The 16817-nt window shown below is 61.4% G+C and carries 16 protein-coding genes; 6 read left to right on the top strand and 10 right to left on the bottom strand.

Annotated features, from left to right (window positions below; translation table 11 throughout):
- Positions 1 to 302 precede the first annotated feature (302 nt).
- Together BHD07_RS23340 and BHD07_RS23335 are read right to left on the bottom strand one after the other, a co-directional pair.
- A complete protein-coding gene (locus BHD07_RS23340) occupies positions 303 to 548 on the bottom strand; it encodes a DUF1127 domain-containing protein (protein ID WP_338283278.1) in 246 nt (81 codons plus the stop codon).
- A 541-nt stretch (positions 549 to 1089) separates the two neighbouring features.
- The gene (locus tag BHD07_RS23335; RefSeq protein ID WP_338283277.1) at positions 1090 to 1986 is read right to left on the bottom strand and encodes a LysR family transcriptional regulator; all 897 of its coding nucleotides are present in this window, start codon (positions 1984 to 1986) and stop codon (positions 1090 to 1092) included.
- Between the two features lie 122 nt (positions 1987 to 2108).
- Here BHD07_RS23335 and BHD07_RS23330 point away from each other — a divergent pair, with 122 nt between their 5' ends.
- Positions 2109 to 2843 carry an SDR family oxidoreductase gene (locus tag BHD07_RS23330; RefSeq protein WP_338283276.1) on the top strand — a complete coding sequence of 245 codons (735 nt, stop codon included), beginning with the start codon at positions 2109 to 2111 and terminating at the stop codon, positions 2841 to 2843.
- Between the two features lie 113 nt (positions 2844 to 2956).
- Positions 2957 to 3859, top strand: a complete 903-nt coding sequence (locus BHD07_RS23325; RefSeq protein ID WP_338283275.1) for an SDR family oxidoreductase — start codon at positions 2957 to 2959, stop codon at positions 3857 to 3859.
- Between the two features lie 29 nt (positions 3860 to 3888).
- Here BHD07_RS23325 and BHD07_RS23320 read toward each other — a convergent pair whose 3' ends face one another.
- Positions 3889 to 4863: a GlxA family transcriptional regulator gene (locus BHD07_RS23320; RefSeq protein WP_018098525.1), complete on the bottom strand. Its 975-nt coding sequence runs from the start codon at positions 4861 to 4863 to the stop codon at positions 3889 to 3891.
- A 211-nt stretch (positions 4864 to 5074) separates the two neighbouring features.
- Between BHD07_RS23320 and BHD07_RS23315 the strand changes: the two genes are divergently transcribed.
- The 3 genes from BHD07_RS23315 (at position 5075) to BHD07_RS23305 (ending at position 7689) form a co-directional block, all read left to right on the top strand.
- Positions 5075 to 5716 carry an HD domain-containing protein gene (locus BHD07_RS23315; protein ID WP_018098524.1) on the top strand — a complete coding sequence of 214 codons (642 nt, stop codon included), beginning with the start codon at positions 5075 to 5077 and terminating at the stop codon, positions 5714 to 5716.
- Positions 5717 to 6171: 455 nt separating this feature from the next.
- Positions 6172 to 6750, top strand: a complete 579-nt coding sequence (locus tag BHD07_RS23310) for a cysteine hydrolase family protein (RefSeq protein ID WP_338283274.1) — start codon at positions 6172 to 6174, stop codon at positions 6748 to 6750.
- 201 nt (positions 6751 to 6951) lie between these two features.
- A complete protein-coding gene (locus BHD07_RS23305; protein ID WP_338283273.1) occupies positions 6952 to 7689 on the top strand; it encodes a DUF899 family protein in 738 nt (245 codons plus the stop codon).
- A 109-nt stretch (positions 7690 to 7798) separates the two neighbouring features.
- Here the strand turns inward: BHD07_RS23305 and BHD07_RS23300 are convergent, their stop codons facing one another.
- The 7 genes from BHD07_RS23300 to BHD07_RS23270 form a co-directional block, all read right to left on the bottom strand.
- Positions 7799 to 8491, bottom strand: a complete 693-nt coding sequence (locus BHD07_RS23300; protein WP_338283272.1) for a class II aldolase/adducin family protein — start codon at positions 8489 to 8491, stop codon at positions 7799 to 7801.
- The gene (locus BHD07_RS23295) at positions 8484 to 9956 is read right to left on the bottom strand and encodes an FGGY-family carbohydrate kinase (RefSeq protein ID WP_338283271.1); all 1473 of its coding nucleotides are present in this window, start codon (positions 9954 to 9956) and stop codon (positions 8484 to 8486) included. Before BHD07_RS23295 ends, BHD07_RS23300 begins: the two co-directional genes overlap by 8 nt.
- Positions 9957 to 10002: 46 nt before the next feature.
- Complete coding sequence (locus BHD07_RS23290; RefSeq protein ID WP_338283451.1) at positions 10003 to 10851, bottom strand: sugar phosphate isomerase/epimerase family protein; 849 nt, start codon at positions 10849 to 10851, stop codon at positions 10003 to 10005.
- A gap of 2 nt (positions 10852 to 10853) precedes the next feature.
- Entirely contained in the window at positions 10854 to 11852 is a 999-nt protein-coding gene (locus BHD07_RS23285) for an ABC transporter permease (RefSeq protein WP_338283270.1), read from the bottom strand.
- A complete protein-coding gene (locus tag BHD07_RS23280; protein ID WP_338283269.1) occupies positions 11849 to 12850 on the bottom strand; it encodes an ABC transporter permease in 1002 nt (333 codons plus the stop codon). The genes BHD07_RS23285 and BHD07_RS23280 overlap by 4 nt, the downstream gene beginning before the upstream one ends.
- Positions 12843 to 14372 carry a sugar ABC transporter ATP-binding protein gene (locus BHD07_RS23275; RefSeq protein WP_338283268.1) on the bottom strand — a complete coding sequence of 510 codons (1530 nt, stop codon included), beginning with the start codon at positions 14370 to 14372 and terminating at the stop codon, positions 12843 to 12845. The genes BHD07_RS23280 and BHD07_RS23275 overlap by 8 nt, the downstream gene beginning before the upstream one ends.
- A gap of 108 nt (positions 14373 to 14480) precedes the next feature.
- The gene (locus tag BHD07_RS23270) at positions 14481 to 15473 is read right to left on the bottom strand and encodes an autoinducer 2 ABC transporter substrate-binding protein (protein ID WP_338283267.1); all 993 of its coding nucleotides are present in this window, start codon (positions 15471 to 15473) and stop codon (positions 14481 to 14483) included.
- Between the two features lie 272 nt (positions 15474 to 15745).
- Here BHD07_RS23270 and BHD07_RS23265 point away from each other — a divergent pair, with 272 nt between their 5' ends.
- On the top strand, positions 15746 to 16816 hold the full coding sequence (locus BHD07_RS23265) for a LacI family DNA-binding transcriptional regulator (RefSeq protein ID WP_338283266.1): 1071 nt from the start codon (positions 15746 to 15748) through the stop codon (positions 16814 to 16816).
- The last annotated feature ends 1 nt before the right edge of the window (position 16817 follow it).

The raw sequence follows: 16817 nt of genomic DNA, 5'->3' as shown, positions 1-16817 counted from the left end.
CATGTCGGTGTTCCATGAACATGAAATGTAACTAAGGCCGTGCGTCACTGCATGTGTCCATTGATCGTAGCCGATCAATGGACAAAAACATGCAGCTCAAAGTGCTACCGCGACCTTTGCGCGCCTTATAAGACGCGCGGCGCTGTAGGGGACTTTTCGCAGGACTGCAATCTCTCCTCGTCCTCATCACGCGGCGGGTATCCAGAATCTCAACAGGCCGTAGATCACGATCCCGAGCTTATTTTCTGTTGTCCGTTCAACGTTCGATCAGCAAGCGCTGGAAAGGGAAACTCGCGGCCGCTTCACTCTCTCTTGCGCCATTTACAGGCTTGTCCGGACTCGACGCGGTATTCAATTTCGAAACGCGTCACGCCGATGTCCTTGAGGATGTGATCCGGCATTTCCTGCAGCGCGCACCCGCGTGCACGACGGGTTTGCCGGCGACGGCGGGTTGCCTCGACCACCTGCGCCGCGCAGCTCAAGAAGACTGTACCCAGCGCCGTGGTCAGAAAGGCCGACGGATTGATGTTGAAGGAGGTCTTAGACATGATGCTTCCCTCTTGGTCTGAGTGTCGGCCCGTCGGCGGACACTCACCAATGCGGCTGTTGCGACAGAGCCACGGCCTTGTCGTTCCGGATGTGGCGGCAAAGGGTTCTCCAGCCCGCGCGCGCCATCCTCGGTTAGCCGGCACGCCATCCATTTGTTACTGCATAGCCCGACTGAGCCGCTGCGGCAGTTCCGGAGGTAACTGGAACCAGCCTTGGCGTCGCCTCAGCCGCCCGCCGGAGCTTCAAGTATTCGGGGCCTCCAGACCGGGGGCGAGGGCGACGGTGGAGAATCTGGCGCGGCACCTGATAGTCATCTATCGCCGGTGTGGGCCCGTCGGCCCCGGCTTTTGCGAAGACAAGGATAATCCCGGTTGGAGGGGATGCCGCACCTCTCGCTCAAACATCGCCTTGCCGTCGATGCTTTGGCCGCTCAATTGCCGAGATGATATATTGAATGGAGGGTGTGTTGCTCGCCAGGCTCCGTTGCAGGGCACCTGTGACAGAAACCAGTGGGAGACCGGTGGCCTTCCCCGGTTCAGATCAACTCTCGCGGAGCCGGTATCGTTCAGTGATCCAATCGATGAACACGCGCAAGCGGGGCGAAAGCTGACGCGTGTGCGAATAGAGGACGTGCACTGGCAGTGGCGACGGCGGAAAGTCCGTTAGCACTTCTTTGAGTGCGCCGCTCGCAAGCTCGGAAGCGACCCGATAGCGCGGAACTTGAATGAGTCCCAGGCCGGCACAGGCCGATGCGACGTTCGTCTCCGGGCCGGTCACGGTGATGACAGTTGGCAGCGTCAGCTCGCGCGTCTTGCCCGCGACGATGAATGCAAAGGGCGCAACCGATGGCGTGTCGGGAGAGAGGAGCCCCACCATTCGGTGACCAATAAATAAGTCCTCGGGAACGTGGGGCGTGCCGAAGCGAGCGAGGTACTCAGGGCTCGCGAAGGTGCCGCGCCTCAGCTCGGCCAATTTGCGGCGGATCAGCGAGGAGTCTGCGAGATGGCCCGCGCGCACAATGCAATCATACCCTTCGCGCACGATGTCCACCGGCTGGTGGGTTTCGCTGATGTGCAATCGGATATCGGGATAACGATCAAGAAAAGCCTGGAGGCCAGGCAGCAGGAAATGGCGCGCCTGCGTACCGTGAACATCGACACGCAACAGACCCGACGGACTGGCGCCGCTGAAGCCGGCCTCGGCGTCTTCCAGATCGGCGATGAGTCTGACGCAGCGGTGATAGTAAGCTTCTCCGTCCAAGGTGGTCCGGACCACGCGCGTGGTCCGCTGCAGAAGGCGCACGCCCAGACGCCCCTCCAACTGCTTGACAGCATCGGTAATGGTCGAACGGGGCAATCCAAGGTCCTCCGCCGCCAGCGTAAAGCTGCGCCTTTCGGCGACACGGGCAAAGACTCGCATAGCATCGAAACGGTCCATGGGTATTATTCGGTCCATCCGGATAGTGTTGCCGAACTATGCATCATTATCCGAGTTGCGAGAAGTGTCATATTTTCCTTAGTACCTACCCGCTTCGGCGGACCACACGAAGGAAGAAGCAAATGGAAACGAACAAAGTAGCGATCGTCACCGGCGCGTCGCGCGGTATCGGCGCGGCAATTGCTGCGCGTCTGGCGCATGACGGCTTCACGGTCGTTATCAACTACGCCGGCAATGCCGCTGCCGCTGAAGAAGTGGCCGGGAAAATCGAGGCGGCTGGCGGCAAGGCGCTAACGGCGCAAGCCGATGTGAGCGACCCGGCGGCCGTCAGGCGCCTGTTCGATACGGCGGAAGAAGCCTTCGGCGGTATCGATGTCTTGGTCAACAATGCCGGCATCATGCCTCTCACCACTATTGCGGACACCGATGATGCCGTTTTTCACCAGGTCATCGCTGTAAACCTGAAAGGCACGTTCAACACCCTGCGCGAGGCGGCGCAACGCCTGCGCGTAGGTGGTCGCATCATCAATATGTCAACGAGCCAGGTCGCCTTGCTGCACCCGAGCTACGGCATCTACGCCGCTGCGAAGGCCGGCGTCGAGGCTATGACACACGTGCTGTCGAAGGAACTGCGGGGCCGCTACATCACAGTCAACGCCGTCGCGCCCGGACCGACTGCTACTGACCTGTTTCTAGAGGGCAAGTCGGAGGAGGTCATGGACCGCTTTGCGAAGCTCGCCCCGCTCGAACGGCTCGGCACTCCGCAGGACATAGCGGGCACCGTCGCCTTCCTCGCGGGACCGGACGGCGCCTGGGTGAACGGCCAAGTGCTGCGCTCCAATGGCGGCATCATCTGACGTCCTCAGCCTCCAAGGCGTGCCGGCGCGATCCGCCCGCGACTAGGCACGCTGGGGTCCAGGGATACGGATCCCAAGGCACCAACAAACGCACATCAAGTGAGGAACGCACCATGTCGAAGAAAGTCATTCTGATCACCGGGGCCTCGAGCGGCTTCGGGCGCCTGACCGCCGAGGCCCTCGCTGGCGCCGGCCACCGGGTATACGCGTCGATGCGAGACATCGTCGGCCGCAACGCGGCCAATGTTAAAGCTATAGCCGGCTTCGCTAGGGACAATGACGTTGACCTGCGCACCCTGGGGCTCGACGTCCAGTCGCAGGTTTCGGTAGACAGGGCCGTCAATCAGATCATTGGCGAAGTCGGAGGCATTGACGTTTTGGTACACAATGCCGGCCACATGGTGTTCGGACCTGCCGAAGCATTCACGCCAGAGCAGTTCGCCGAGCTTTACGATATCAATGTACTGAGCACCCAACGCGTCAACCGGGCGGTGCTGCCGCACATGCGCCGGCAAAGGCACGGGCTTCTCATCTGGATCTCAAGTTCAAGCTCGGCAGGAGGCACGCCGCCTTATCTCGCCCCCTACTTCGCCGCCAAGGCGGCCATGGATGCCATCGCTGTGCAGTACGCACGTGAGTTGTCGCGTTGGGGCATCGAGACGTCGATCATTGTGCCCGGTGCCTTCACGAGCGGCACCAATCACTTCGCCCATTCCGGCGCACCGTCGGACCACGCCCGCCAGGCCGAGTATGAGGCTGGCCCGAATGCCGGTCTCGGCGAAGAGATCAAGAAGGCTTTCGCAGCGATCGTGCCGCCGGACGCTGATGTGTCACTGGTTGCCGATGCCATCGTTCGGGTTGTGGGCACCGCATCCGGCAAGCGTCCGTTCAGGGTGCACGTCGACCCCGCCGAAGACGGTGCCGATGTGGGGTTCACCGTGCTGGACCGACTTCGCGCTGAGATGCTCCACCGGGTCGGCCTCTCCGACCTCCTAAAGCCCAAGGCACCTGCTTAAAACAGGCCGCAATCGCATTTAGAACGACCCTAACTGACTTCAGCGCGCCGGAAGCTGGAACGATACTGAGCCGGGGTCACGCCGAGGCGCTCGCGGAACACGATCCGCATCCTGTCGGCGGTGCCGAAACCGCAGTCATAGGCGATGGCCTTCAGCTGGCGATCGCTCCCCTCGAGAAGGTTGCGGGCTGAGTCAATGCGTGCGCGTTCCACGAATTCATGGGGTGTCATGCCGGTCGCCTGCACAAAATGCCGGGCAAAGTTGCGGGTGCTCATCCCCACTTGAGCGGCGAGAGATTCAAGCGTGTGGCGCTCCCGGATATTCTCCATGACATGATCTTGAACTCTTGCTATCGGCGATGCGGGATCATTCGGTGCGGTGAGATAGGGGCTAAACTGGGATTGCCCCCCTTGCCGTTGAGCAACTACGACCAGTCGCTTGGCGACGACCAGTGCAATCTCTGCTCCGTGACTTTCCTGGACCAGGGCCAGCGCCAGATCAATTCCCGCCGTCACGCCGGCAGATGTGACAAGGCGCCCGTCACGCACATAGATGGCATCCAATTCAACCTGTGCGGCAGGAAACATAGCCGCGAGCGCGCCGGCATTTTGCCAATGCGTGGTGACGCGCCGCCCGTCGAGCAATCCCGCGTGTCCCAAAGCAAATGCCCCCGTACAGATCGATCCGTAGGTGCTTGCGAGAGACGGAGCTAACGCCAGCCATTCGACCAAGGGTTGACTGGGCTCTCCGTCCGGCAAGGCTGGACCGCCAGCGACGAGCAGAATGTCCAAATCGCCTGACACGTCCTCGAACGCCAGGTCCGCTATCATCAACATGTTGTTCGACGCTCGCAAAGGATTTCTATGAGCCGCCACTACAACCGTTTCATAGCGATTTTCTGGCGCAATATAGGTGTTGGCCTCAACGAACACGTCGATCGGTCCAGCGACGTCGAGAGCCTGGACACCCTCGTGAATAGCGATAGCAACCTTCGTAACAGCCATGGTTCCGCGATCGTTCTGGCGAGAATCGACGTATGCTTGTCCTGATCCAGCGAATACGGCGCGTTGCGACGTCGACCCACGAGCGCGTACAACTGCCTAGGATCGCGCTGCAGCCGTAAACCCCTTAGGGCGCGATCTTACCAAATGCAACCAGAGCTCTTCTGCGTGTCTATTCACGCCACGGCGGAGCTCCACCTATGAGGACTAAGAAATGACCGAGGTCATCGCCGGTATCCGCGTTCCCGACAGTGAAATCGCTCGCGCCGCGACCCAACTGGTCCGTGATACGCAGGACAATCTCCTTTACAATCATAGCCGCCGTGTCTTCTTTTGGGGCGCACTGACCGGCAAGCGCCTGCGTCTCGAATATGACCCCGAACTTCTCTATCTGGGCGCCATGTTCCACGATATGGGCCTGACAGAACGCTACTCCAGTCCCGATTTACGCTTTGAGGTCGACGGCGCAAATGCCGCCCGGGATTTCATGAAGAGCTACGGCGTTTCCGAGCGGGATATCGAGGAAGTTTGGACCGCTATCGCGCTCCACACCACACCCGGCATTCCCGAACACATGCGTCCGACGATCGCGCTGGTCACAGCGGGCGTGGAGATGGACGTCCTCGGCATCAACTATCATGTGTTCTCGCACGAACATCGGCATGACGTTTGCGCCTGCCATCCGCGTGAAGCGAATTTCAAGGAAAACATTATCGATCACTTCGCAGAAGGCATCAAGAAGAAGCCTGAGACAACCTTTGGAAACGTCAAGTCTGACGTGCTGGCGCTGAGAGACCCAAATTTCAAGCGAGTAAACTTCTGCTCGATCATTCTGAATTCCGCTTGGCCCTCTTGATCGGCGGCTGTTTTCGCAAGCTTGGCCAAAGGTCAACATTGAGGCAGCTTGGCCAACCCCTGAGCCTCCGATATTTCGCTTTTGATGTAGCGAAATATCGGAGGTAGCTACGGAAACTGTAAGCACGTCGCGAAAAACACACTTAGACGACGGATTTCCCTTCTGATCGCCCGGCCCCTCGAGGTCCGAATTGAACTATTCGTTGTTGAGGCGTTACCAGTGGGTGACGGTCTCATCTAGCCACCTGTCCATTAGCGGTTGCGGATCGGGATCCTGCCGGGCAACTCCTCGAGTCTAACAGTTTCCATCGATTGCCAACGCAGCCGCAGGGCAATTCATGGACATTACTGCGCCTGGCCAGTCCGTAAGAGCTGGAACTCCAGTCCCCTCTTGGAGTTTCTTACCGTCATGTTCGCTCTCAGGCTCGCTCTCGGAAGAAGGACGATGCGTAGGAAATGAATCCGGAAAAATGGACGCATCTGTGCATAGATATGCAGCGCATGTTCGCCGAGGATACTCCTTGGCAAGTTACCTGGATGCCGAAGGTATTCGACCAGGTTGTTGAGGTTGCAGGCCGGTTTCCGGAGCGCACGATATTCACGCGTTTCGTGCCGCCGTCCGCTCCTGAGGAACTGCCAGGCATGTGGAGGGCGTACTACGAGAAATGGCCGATGATGACGACCACCCAACTTGATCCGGTTCTGGTGGATCTGGTTCCGGACCTGAAAAGATTGGTGCCGCCAGCGCGCATTTTTGACAAAAGGACCTATTCGCCCTGGACGGATGGTCGCCTGCATGGCGCCTTGCTTCATCAGGATATAGGCACACTGGTCGTAACAGGAGGCGAGACGGACATCTGCGTGCTGGCCGCGACGCTTGGGGCTATCGATCTCGGCTATAATATTATCCTGCTGAAGGATGCGGTATGTAGCGCGACCGATCAAACGCACGATGCATCGCTGGAACTTCTCAGCAAGCGCTTCTCAGTTCAAGTAAAGGTTATGAACACCGAGGAGTGGTTATCGTCATTTTAGAGCCTGCGCGAAACAAGCGGAGCTGTTCCTGGATCCCTACGCGACCTTAGAAGGACGAGCTGAGCAAATTGTGCGCCAGAGGTGTTGAACGGTCCTGACGGCAGTCTCGCGGCCGACGGCCTTTCGGCGACCGACCAGCCGGCTGAGCGGGACTCCCTGGCTGTGTTACACTCCGGCTCATCGCTTCAATGGAGTGGTCCCATGGGCATAACGTTTCCGAACGAAAGTTCAAGTTATCGCACCGCTCGCGACAAGCTACTGCAGCGCGAAGCAGCACTCAGGCGCGAAATGGAATCCGTGGCCGCAGAGATCCGAGCACTCCCTCCTGGCGGGGTCGTTCCCGAGGACTATGAATTCGACCACATGGACGGAAAGGGGACATCGGCGAAGGTGCGACTCTCCGAGCTGTTTCGGCCCGGTACCGATGTCTTGCTCCTCTACCATTATATGTTCCCTCGCCATCGCAGCGATAAGCGGCCCAAACCGAGCAGCGGGCCGATGGCAGAGCTGCCGATCGAAGACGGGCCGTGCCCGTCTTGTACTGCCCTACTCGACAACTGGGAGGGAGCGGTGCTGCACGTAGAGGGTATGGGCGTAAACATCGCGGCTGTTGCAAAGGCGCCTATAGAGCAGGTTGCAGCCTTTGCGGCTCATCGGGGCTGGCGCAGGCTGAAGCTCCTTTCTGCCGCGAACAATAGCTTCAAACGCGACTACCACGGCGAGGACGCGGAGGGGCAGCAATTGCCGATCCTTACCGTGTTTCACAAAGGCGCGGACGGGCTGATCAGGCTGAGCTGGGCCTCTGAACTGTTGTTCCTGCCGGCCGAGCCGGGGCAGGATCCACGACATTTGGGCACTGTCGAGCCGATGTGGACCCTCTTGGACCTCACTCCCGGAGGGCGGCCGAATACCGACGAACAGTTCGAGTACCAAGGCTGACTACCCGCTTTGCCGAGGTGCTATTCGAACGCAATTGGGCGGCGAAGGCGATCCGCGGTGGAAGGGCGAGGGAGATCACCCACGAAGAGTGGCCACCCCCTGCCCGGCTTCACGACACGCGCGGGCGCGCCACGTCGTTCACTCCCTCCGGGTCCGGCGCCTGGCCATAGCTCATACGCCGCATCTGGGCGATCACCCGCTCCATTTCGTCGTCCGGCAGTACGGGCGGCTCCCCGAGCGTCAGGGCCTGAACATAGATCCGCGATAGCGTCTCCACCTCGATTGCAAGCCACAATGCCTGTTCCAGCGTTTTGCCGAGCGATATCTGACCGTGCTGCCCGAGCAGGCAGGCCAAACGGTCATTGAGGGCAATAAGCGCGTTGTCGGAGAGCGCCTGCGTTCCGAAGGTCGCATATTCGGCGCAGCGGATCGTGGTCCCGCCGGCAATCCCCGTCATGTAGTGAAAGCTCGGAATGGTCTTGTGATGGCAGGCGAGTGTCGTCGCGTAGATCGAGTGGCAATGCAGGACCACGTCGATATCGGTGCGCGCGCGCAGAATGTCGCGGTGAAAGCGCCACTCCGATGACGGGCGGTGGCCCACATAGGTGCCGTCGAAGCCCATTTCCACCAGGTCGTCCGGCTGCATCGTGTCATAGGGCATGGAGGACGGCGTGATGAGAAAGCCGTCATCGGTGCGGACGGAAAGATTGCCGGCCGTGCCCTGGTTGATGCCGCTCGAATTCATCCGCCGGCAGATATCCACCATTTCCCGCCGGAGTGCCAGCTTGTCCGTCTCAGCCATGAAGATTTCCTTTCGTGTTCCGGAATTTATCTCTGTTGCCCGGCATTGCGCGGGCGATCGCGCGCCAATCGGCGGCATAGCGGGAAAGTTCGGGATTGAGCCGCGCAAGATCGACGGGCTCGCTGAGGGCAAGCGGCGCCGGCCCCTTACGCGTCTCGTGACCGGCAAGCAGCGCCGCACCGGCGGCAACACCATAGGCGTCGAGATTGAAGCGCACCTGGCGCTCGGGAAGCAATGCCGCAACCACGCCCGCATAAAGAGGATCGCGCAGGAAGCTGCCGTCGAGCACGATGAGGCGATCCGTGGAAAGCGCCTCGATGCACTCCACCGTCAGCAGCGCACAATAGAGGAGCGCCAGGGCCTTGCGCTCCATTGCCGTCTCGGCCACAGGTCCAAGGATGCGCCCGCTTCCGGCGCTGCCGGGGAAAAGACCATCGTCGTCGCCGAAGGAGGGCACCGCGATGGTCCGCTGCGCAACCAGACGCCCGAGGACCTCGATGGGGGCGTCGTCCGTCGGCGGATTGGAACCGGCGATTTGGGAGAATTCCCGCCCGCCCATTGTCAGAATCCCGCCGAGGCGGTTTCCGAAAACGTCGCTGTTAAGCGTCATGCCCCGGTGCTCGTCGAGGCGCCCGATCGGTGTCGTTCGTGAAAAGCCGACGATCCAGGTACCCGTCGAGATCACCGTGAAATCTCGAAGTCCCGCGGCGTGATAGCGATAATGATTGAGGCTGCTGTCGTGGCCGCCCGTGAGGACGCGCATTTCTGCCGGGAGTCCGAACCTGCGGACGAGTTCGGGCCGGATCGGCCCAAGCGTCTGCCAGGCATTGGCAAAGGGCGGCATCAGCCGCTCCCAGCCGCGGGCATCGACGATCGGTGAAAAGCGCCTTTCGGCGACATTCCAGAGATGCGACTGTGCCCCGAGAAAGCTCGCTTCAGACGCGGCGATGCCGGAAAGCCGCCAGGCCCAATATTGCGGCAGGCCGAGATACCAGCGCGCTTTCCCGAAAGCTTCCGGTTCGCGCTCCTCCATCCAATAGAGCTGGCGGGCCTGATGGGTCGCGCCATGCATGGTCGCGCTGCCGCGGTCGAGAAACGTACCGGCAAGCGGGATATAGCCGTCGCGGATATCCGGCGGCAACGGCTGCTCGTAATCGACCATAGGCAGTGCCGCACCATCGCCGGCCCCGGGGTCGGGACCGGTCAGAACGCCGCCCGAGCCGTGCCCGGCCGCGACGACGGCGGCAAGTTCATGGCGCCGCGACAGAGCCGCCAGCGTCGCGAAAACCCATTCGCCCAGCCTCGTGAGGTCATGGTGGCGCCAGGGAGGCCCGGGGAGGACGGGATTGGGAACGCTGATCGTCTCCGCCACCGTCCCGTCGGCCCCGACCGCGCTCAGCTTGACGTTGGTCTTGCCGATGTCGAGAACCGCGACCGGAGCCGCGCCGCTGTCTCGATCGTTCATCGCATCCACCGTCTCTTCTCCCCGGCCGTGCTCGCGCCAACCTCGTTCAGATCAGGCCGTATTGCGTGGCCTTGTTGCGCAGGAACGGCAGACCGTTGCCCATCACTTCCTCCTCGTCCTTTGCGACCGGACGCCAGACGGCAAGGCCATAAGCCACTTCCGGCGGCATATTGATGAAGCTTTCCATGGCAAGACCACCCTTGAAGCCGATCGCCGCAAGCGTCGAGAAAATCTCGTCCCAGCCGCAGGTGCCGTAGCCCGGCGTGCCGCGGTCGCTTTCGGAAAGATGGATGTATTTCAGGTACTCGCGGGCATCGAGGATGCCTTTGCCGACGCCCTTTTCCTCGATGTTCATGTGATAGGTATCGAGGTGCACGAAGACGTTGTCGGCTCCGACCCGCTCGATCATCTTGACCGCCTGCCAGCCGGTATTGATCAGGTGGTTCTCGTAGCGATTGACGGCCTCGACGCCAAGCTCGATGCCGCGCGACTTGGCGTGCTTGGCCGCGGCCTGCAGCACGCGCGCGATGTTGTCATACTCCTGGACAGTCGGCGGCACGCCGGTGCGCTCGCCGATGCCGCCATAGATGACGCCCGACAGCGCCTCGCCGCCGAGATCGGCGGTCTTGTCGATTGCGATCTTCAGATGGTCGATCGCCGCCTCGGGCCGCACCGAGGCCCACGCCGGCTCCGGCAGGCCGAGCGAGCAGACCGCGCGCAGCCGGTTCTTCTCGAGCAGGGCGCGGGTGTGCCCGGTGTCGACGGCAGGCGGATTGAGCATTGGTATCTCGATGAAATCGACCTTGTATTTGACCGCGGCGGCTACCGCCCGTTCGGCACCGGGACGGTCCCAGTTCATTGTCCACATGCTCGTATGTACGCCAAAACCCTGCATCGTCATGATCCTCTTCTGATAATTGAAATCCTGATTTTGGAAACGACCCAACGCAGAATCATCACGCCGACGAGAAGGATGCCCCAGACGGCGGTCGCGAGATGCTGGTTGGCTCCGATGAGATTGAGCCCGGACGAAAGAAGCTGCAGCACCACCAGCGCGACGAAGACGGGGATCACCCGGCCGAAGCCCCCGAACGGATTGACGCCGCCGAGGAAGCACGCGAGCACCGTGATCAGCAGATAGGACTCGCCATGGCCGATGCGCACCGAATTGAAGCGCGCCAACATGATGACGCCGGCGATCGCGCACATGACCCCGGAAAGCGTGTAGACAAGCACGATCGCCTTGCGCGTGTTGATGCCTGAATAGCGCGTCGCCTCGAGATTCGAGCCGATCATATAGGTGTTGAAGCCGAGCTTTGTGCGCCCGAGAAGCAGATGCCAGGCGAGCACGCAGACGACGAAAACGATCAGCGGGACGGGAATGCTGGCGACGGAGCCGTGGCCGATCACGCCGACAAAGGGCGGAAATCCGGAGATGTCGCCCCCGCGCGTCAGAAACTCGCCAAGCCCGCGCAGGAAGATCATCATCGACAGGGAGACGAGGATCGGATGGGCGCGTGTGAACGCGATCACCAAGCCCATGATGACTCCGCTTGCCGCACCGACCATCACGGCGAGAAGGGAGCCGACGAGGAAGATTCCGAAGCCCGCGTCGGCCCCTCCGTTCGCCTTGAGAACCCAGGCAAGGGTCAGTCCGGCAAGATTGGCGGTGAAAGTAATTGCGAGATTGAGGCCGCCGGTCAGGATCGGCAGCAGCATGGCAAGCGTCAGCAGCCCGAGTTCCGGCAGCTGGAAGGCGACGGAGCCGAAGGTCGCGGCGCTCAGGAATTGCGGCGAGGCGATCCCGAAGACGAGGACGACCGCGACGAAGGCGAGCCCCGGACCGGCCATTTCCGGCCCTATGGCGGCCTTGATCCTTTCGAAGACTGTGGTCATCGGCCCGTTCCCTTCTGACCGACAAAAGTCAGCAGGCGCTCTATCCGCGTGTTGGAAAGCGTGATGGCGATCAGAATGATCGCGCCGATAATCATCTTGAAGGCGAAGGGCGACACGCCCATCAGGTTCAGTCCGTTCTGAGTGATCGAGATCAGAAGCACACCGAGCACGCAGCCGAGCACGGTGCCCTTGCCGCCGCCGAGGCGCGCGCCGCCGAGCACGACCGCGGCGAGCACGTCGAGTTCGCGGCCATAAAGCGCGTTCGGGACGACTTCCTGAGCATAGTGCGCCTGGATGAGGCCGCCTATGCCGGCCATGAGGCCAAGCCAGCCGAAGGCAATGAATTGCATAGCACCGATATTGATGCCGAAGCGCCGGGCGCCTTCCGGATTGTCGCCGAAGGCGTAAAGCTGGCGGCCCGTCGTCGTCCGCGTGATCAGCGTCCATGTCGCAATGACGCAGACGACCATGACGAGAACCGGAAGCGTGATCTCGATCCAGGTGCCGTCGGGCATTTCACGCTCGAAGAGGATCACGCGGTCCGTCAGCCAGTCAGGCAGGTCGTAGATCGACACGCCGCGGGTGAAGAACATCAGCAATCCGAAATAGATATTGAAGGTAGAGATCGTGGCGACGATCGAAATGATCCGGAAGCGGTGGATCAGAAAGGCGTTGAAGCAGCCGAGCAGTACGCCCAGCGAACCGGCGATGAGAAGCCCGGAGATCCAGCCGCCGCCGCCGATCCAGCCGAGCGCGATCGCCGTGCCGTATTGGACGACGGAAGCGGCCACGGCGAAGGAGATGTCGATGCCGCCGGCGATCAGCACCACCAGAAGGCCGACGGCGAAGATGATGTTGACGGCGCTGATGTTCAGGAGATCGAAGGCGTTGCCGAGCGAGAAGAAATTCGCCGTCGCGAAGGAGAGCACGGCACTGATGACGACGATCACCGCCAGCAGCGAAAATTCCGTCGCGTGAGTGCGGATCAAGCTACGCATAGACGGCCGCCTCGATGTCTTCCAGCCGCGACTGGCGCGGATCATAGGTTCCGACGATGCGGCCCTGGGCCATGTGCAGGACACGGTCGGCGTTGAAATAGACTTCCGGCACCTCGTCCGAGATCAGGATAATCGCAAGCCCGCTCTCGGCGAGCTTGGCGACGATGTCGAAGATCCCGGCCCGTGCCCCGACGTCGACGCCGACTGTGGGCGAATCGAGGATCAGCAGTTTGGGATCGGTGGCAAGCCATTTGGCGATCGCCACGCGCTGTTGGTTGCCGCCGGAAAGCGTCGATATCGCGTCGGCTTGGTGGCCGATCTTGACGCCGAGATCGGCGATCCAGCGGGAGACGAGACTTCGCTTGCGATCGTCGGAAAGAAGCCCCCCTGAGAGAATCTTGTGCAGCGAGGCGATAACCAGATTGTCGGCGATCGCCTGCGGCTGGATGAGCCCGAGTGACAACCGGTCCTCCGACAGATAAGCGACGCCGGCCCTGATCGCCTCGCGGTTCGAGCCGAAGCGGACCTCCCGGCCATCGATACTGATCGTCCCGGATGCGGGCTTGAGCATGCCGAAGAGGGCGAGCGCCAGCTCGGTCCTCCCTGCCCCGAGCAGACCGGTTATGCCGACCGTTTCGCCGCGGCGAACGGTCAGCGAAATGTCTTCGAAGTCGCCCGGCCTGGTGAGGCCGCGAACCTCCAGAACGGCCGGCTGGTCCTCCTTCGGGCGCGCGCGGACGTGCTGATCGAAGGTCTTGCCGGTCATGAGTTCGGTGATTTTCGACTGCGTCATGCCGGCTGCGGGATAGACCCCGACCAGCGCGCCGTCGCGCAAGACCGTGATCCGGCTTGAAATCTCCAAAACCTCGGCAAGCCGGTGGCTGACGAAGACGACCGCAACGCCGGAGGCGGACAGGCTGCGGACGATTTCGAGCAGATGGTCCGTTTCCGATTGCGTCAGCGATGCCGTCGGCTCGTCCATGAAGACCAGTTTCGCCTCCCCGACCAGCGCCCGGGCAATCGCCACAATCTGACGCTGGGCGATCGCATATTCCTTGAGCGGCAGGTCCACGTCGAGGGTGATGCCCAGCCGGGCCAGCGCATCGACCGCGATCCTGCGCATGCGGCCGTAATCCACCAGCCGCGGCCGCCCGCCGAGCACCTCGTGGAAGGCGATGTTTTCCGCGACGCTCATTTCCGGGAAAAGCGCAAGGTCCTGCCAGATGACCTGAATGCCGCGATCCTGTGCGGTGACCGGCGACATATGCGAATAGGTTTCGCCTTCATATTCGATAACCGCCCCTTCGGCCGGGCGGTAGACGCCCGTGATCACCTTGATGAGTGTGCTCTTGCCGCAGCCGTTCTCTCCGGCGAGGCAATGGACCTCGCCCGGGCGCACGTCGAAGCTGACATTCTTAAGTGCCTTGACGCCGCCGAAAGTCATGTTGATGTTGCGAAGAGACAGAAGCGGCTTGTCCGTGCTCGCCGCGCTTGCCGACTGGTGCATGCTATCGAGGCCCATCGATGGTGTTTCCAGAGGATCTGCCAGGCCGGCCGGAGCCGGCCCAGCAGCCGGGAGAACCCTTTGGCGGGGCGGGATGCGCTTGGCTCCCGCCCCGCTTCTATCCGTTCAGAGGCCCATTGCGGCGAGGTCGGCGACCGTCTCCTTGTTGATCGGTACGAGCTGGTCGACGATGATGTTGCGGTTTTCGAAGTCGGGATGGATCACGCCGAGACCTTCGATTTCCTCGCCGTCCTTGATTTCCTCGCCCTTCATGAGCTTGTCGGCGAGCGTCACGAAGACTTCGCCTGCCTGCTTGGGATTCCACATGAAGCCGCCGGAGATCGCATCGGACTTGATGAGCTTCTGGCCCTGGCCGGGCGAGAAGGGCCCGAGAACGAAGATCTCGCCGACCTTGCGGCGCTCCTCGATGGCGCGGCCGGCGCCGATCGGCCCCTGACTTCCGAAAGCGAGGAAGCCTTTGAGATTCGGATGAGCGGAGATCAGGTCGAGAGCCGTCGAACGGCTCTTGTCCACATCCTCTGCGACGCCGTAGCGATCGCCGACAAGCGTCATCTCGGGATGGTTCTTCTTGATGTATTCAATTGCCGCGTCGGCCCAGGCATTGTGCAGCGGCACCGTCAGCGAGCCGACGAAGACGGCATATTCGCCCTTGCCGCCCATCTTCTCCGCAAGCAGCTTTGCATGCGCCTCACCGAAGCCGGTGGCGGACGCGAGTTCGAAGTCCCAATCCGCGCCCTTCTGGCTGGGGGATTCATGCGTGATGACGATAATGCCCTTTTCCCTGGCCTTGGTGAGGACCGGCTCCAACACCTTGGCGTCGTTGGGTACGACGCCGATGACTTTGACGTTCTGGGCAATCAGATCTTCGATCGCGCGAACCTGCAGTGCCGGATCGGCACTGGTCGGCCCGACCATGAAGGCGTCGACGCCGAGCTCTTCGCCGCGTTCCTTGATACCGGCCTCCATGGCGTTGAACCACGGTATGCCGCCGATCTTGACGACGACACCGACCTTGCCCGTTTCCTGCGCAGCGGCTGTATAGGCACCCGCAAGCGAAAGCGACGCCGCCAGGGCGGCGGCAAGAATTTTCCTGATCATGTCTCTCCTCCACATGTTCCCCCAAGGGAACGCTCCCGGGCGCGTTATGCGCCGGCCTCCAGCTCGATTCTCTTGGACGGGAGGGAATGTCCCGCCGCCGACGGCCGCCTCCTCAGACGGCACCTACGATTTGCGCAATCGATATTTCTTTTTTGCACAATCGATGGTGCAATGACTATCGTGCAGAGTTAATCTTACGTCAAGCCGAAATCGGCACTAGAGCAATTCCAGAAAACGCGCGCATCGGTTTTCCGGAGTTTGGAGGAGGTCAGATGACGAACGGCGGCAGGAAGAAGGCGACTATCTATGATCTTTCGGTGCTGTCCGGGAGCTCGCCCTCCACCGTCAGCGCGGTGCTGAACGGCACGTGGCGCAAACGACGGATCAAGGAAAGCACCGCGGAGCTCATTCGGAACCTCGCTGAAACGCATCAGTATACTGCCAACAGGCAAGCGCGGGGCTTGCGCAGCTCCCGCTCCGGCCTCGTCGGCCTGCTCCTGCCCGTGCACGACAACCGCTACTTTTCTTCGCTCGCCCAGACCTTCGAGGCGCATGTGCGCAGCAAAGGTCAATGCCCGATCGTCGTCAGTGCCAGCCGCGACCCCGAGGAGGAGCGCAGGACGGCCGAAACGCTGATCTCCTATTCCATCGACGAATTGTTCATCTGCGGCGCGACGGACCCCGATGGCGTGCACGAGGTCTGCGAAGCGGCCGGCCTGAAGCACATCAATATCGATCTTCCCGGTACGAAAGTGCCGTCGGTCATCAGCGACAATTTCGAAGGCGGCCGCCTCCTGACCGAGGCGATCATCCGCCATTTCCCCGCCGAGCGGCCGCTCGAGCCCGACGATCTTTACCTGTTCGGAGGCCGCGACGATCACGCCACGCGCGAGCGCATCCGCGGCTTCCGCGCCGTGAAGGAGGAGTTGCTGGGCGCCGACCCGGACGAATGCATATGGCCGACCGGTTATGCCGCCGACAACGCGCGAAAGGCCTTCGAAGCTTTCTACGAACAGCATGGAAAACTGCCACGCGGCTTCTTCGTCAACTCATCGATAAATTTCGAGGGATTGCTGCGTTTCATGGCCGAGCATCCGCTCGAGAATTTCACGGATCTGGTCGTCGGATGCTACGACTACGACCCGTTCGCCTCCTTCCTCCCCTTCCCCGTCATCATGATCCGGCAGAATATCGAGGGAATGATCGCCAGGGCCTTCGAAGTGATCGAAGAACCGAGAGCGTCCTTGCAAATACACATGATCCAGCCGCAGCTCGTGCCGCCGAGAACGGCCTTGACCGGGCCGCTCGACGCGCTGATGGACAGCGAGATACCGCAGGAGTGAC

This window comes from Sinorhizobium sp. KGO-5 (genome assembly GCF_036245905.1).
In the GTDB taxonomy this organism is placed as follows: Bacteria; Pseudomonadota; Alphaproteobacteria; order Rhizobiales; family Rhizobiaceae; genus Sinorhizobium; species Sinorhizobium meliloti_A.
The sequence above is the reverse complement of the archived record's forward strand: the minus strand, read 5'-3'. Positions and strand labels throughout refer to the sequence as shown.

Coding starts and splice junctions, on each gene's coding strand:
- BHD07_RS23315 (WP_018098524.1), top strand. CDS start 5,075: ATGACCGAGGTCATCGCCGGTATCCGCGTTCCCGACAGTGAAATCGCT.
- BHD07_RS23330 (WP_338283276.1), top strand. CDS start 2,109: ATGGAAACGAACAAAGTAGCGATCGTCACCGGCGCGTCGCGCGGTATC.
- BHD07_RS23335 (WP_338283277.1), bottom strand. CDS start 1,986: ATGGACCGTTTCGATGCTATGCGAGTCTTTGCCCGTGTCGCCGAAAGG.
- BHD07_RS23325 (WP_338283275.1), top strand. CDS start 2,957: ATGTCGAAGAAAGTCATTCTGATCACCGGGGCCTCGAGCGGCTTCGGG.
- BHD07_RS23295 (WP_338283271.1), bottom strand. CDS start 9,956: ATGAACGATCGAGACAGCGGCGCGGCTCCGGTCGCGGTTCTCGACATC.
- BHD07_RS23305 (WP_338283273.1), top strand. CDS start 6,952: ATGGGCATAACGTTTCCGAACGAAAGTTCAAGTTATCGCACCGCTCGC.
- BHD07_RS23275 (WP_338283268.1), bottom strand. CDS start 14,372: ATGGGCCTCGATAGCATGCACCAGTCGGCAAGCGCGGCGAGCACGGAC.
- BHD07_RS23285 (WP_338283270.1), bottom strand. CDS start 11,852: ATGACCACAGTCTTCGAAAGGATCAAGGCCGCCATAGGGCCGGAAATG.
- BHD07_RS23265 (WP_338283266.1), top strand. CDS start 15,746: ATGACGAACGGCGGCAGGAAGAAGGCGACTATCTATGATCTTTCGGTG.
- BHD07_RS23270 (WP_338283267.1), bottom strand. CDS start 15,473: ATGATCAGGAAAATTCTTGCCGCCGCCCTGGCGGCGTCGCTTTCGCTT.
- BHD07_RS23340 (WP_338283278.1), bottom strand. CDS start 548: ATGTCTAAGACCTCCTTCAACATCAATCCGTCGGCCTTTCTGACCACG.
- BHD07_RS23320 (WP_018098525.1), bottom strand. CDS start 4,863: ATGGCTGTTACGAAGGTTGCTATCGCTATTCACGAGGGTGTCCAGGCT.
- BHD07_RS23300 (WP_338283272.1), bottom strand. CDS start 8,491: ATGGCTGAGACGGACAAGCTGGCACTCCGGCGGGAAATGGTGGATATC.
- BHD07_RS23290 (WP_338283451.1), bottom strand. CDS start 10,851: ATGCAGGGTTTTGGCGTACATACGAGCATGTGGACAATGAACTGGGAC.
- BHD07_RS23280 (WP_338283269.1), bottom strand. CDS start 12,850: ATGCGTAGCTTGATCCGCACTCACGCGACGGAATTTTCGCTGCTGGCG.
- BHD07_RS23310 (WP_338283274.1), top strand. CDS start 6,172: ATGAATCCGGAAAAATGGACGCATCTGTGCATAGATATGCAGCGCATG.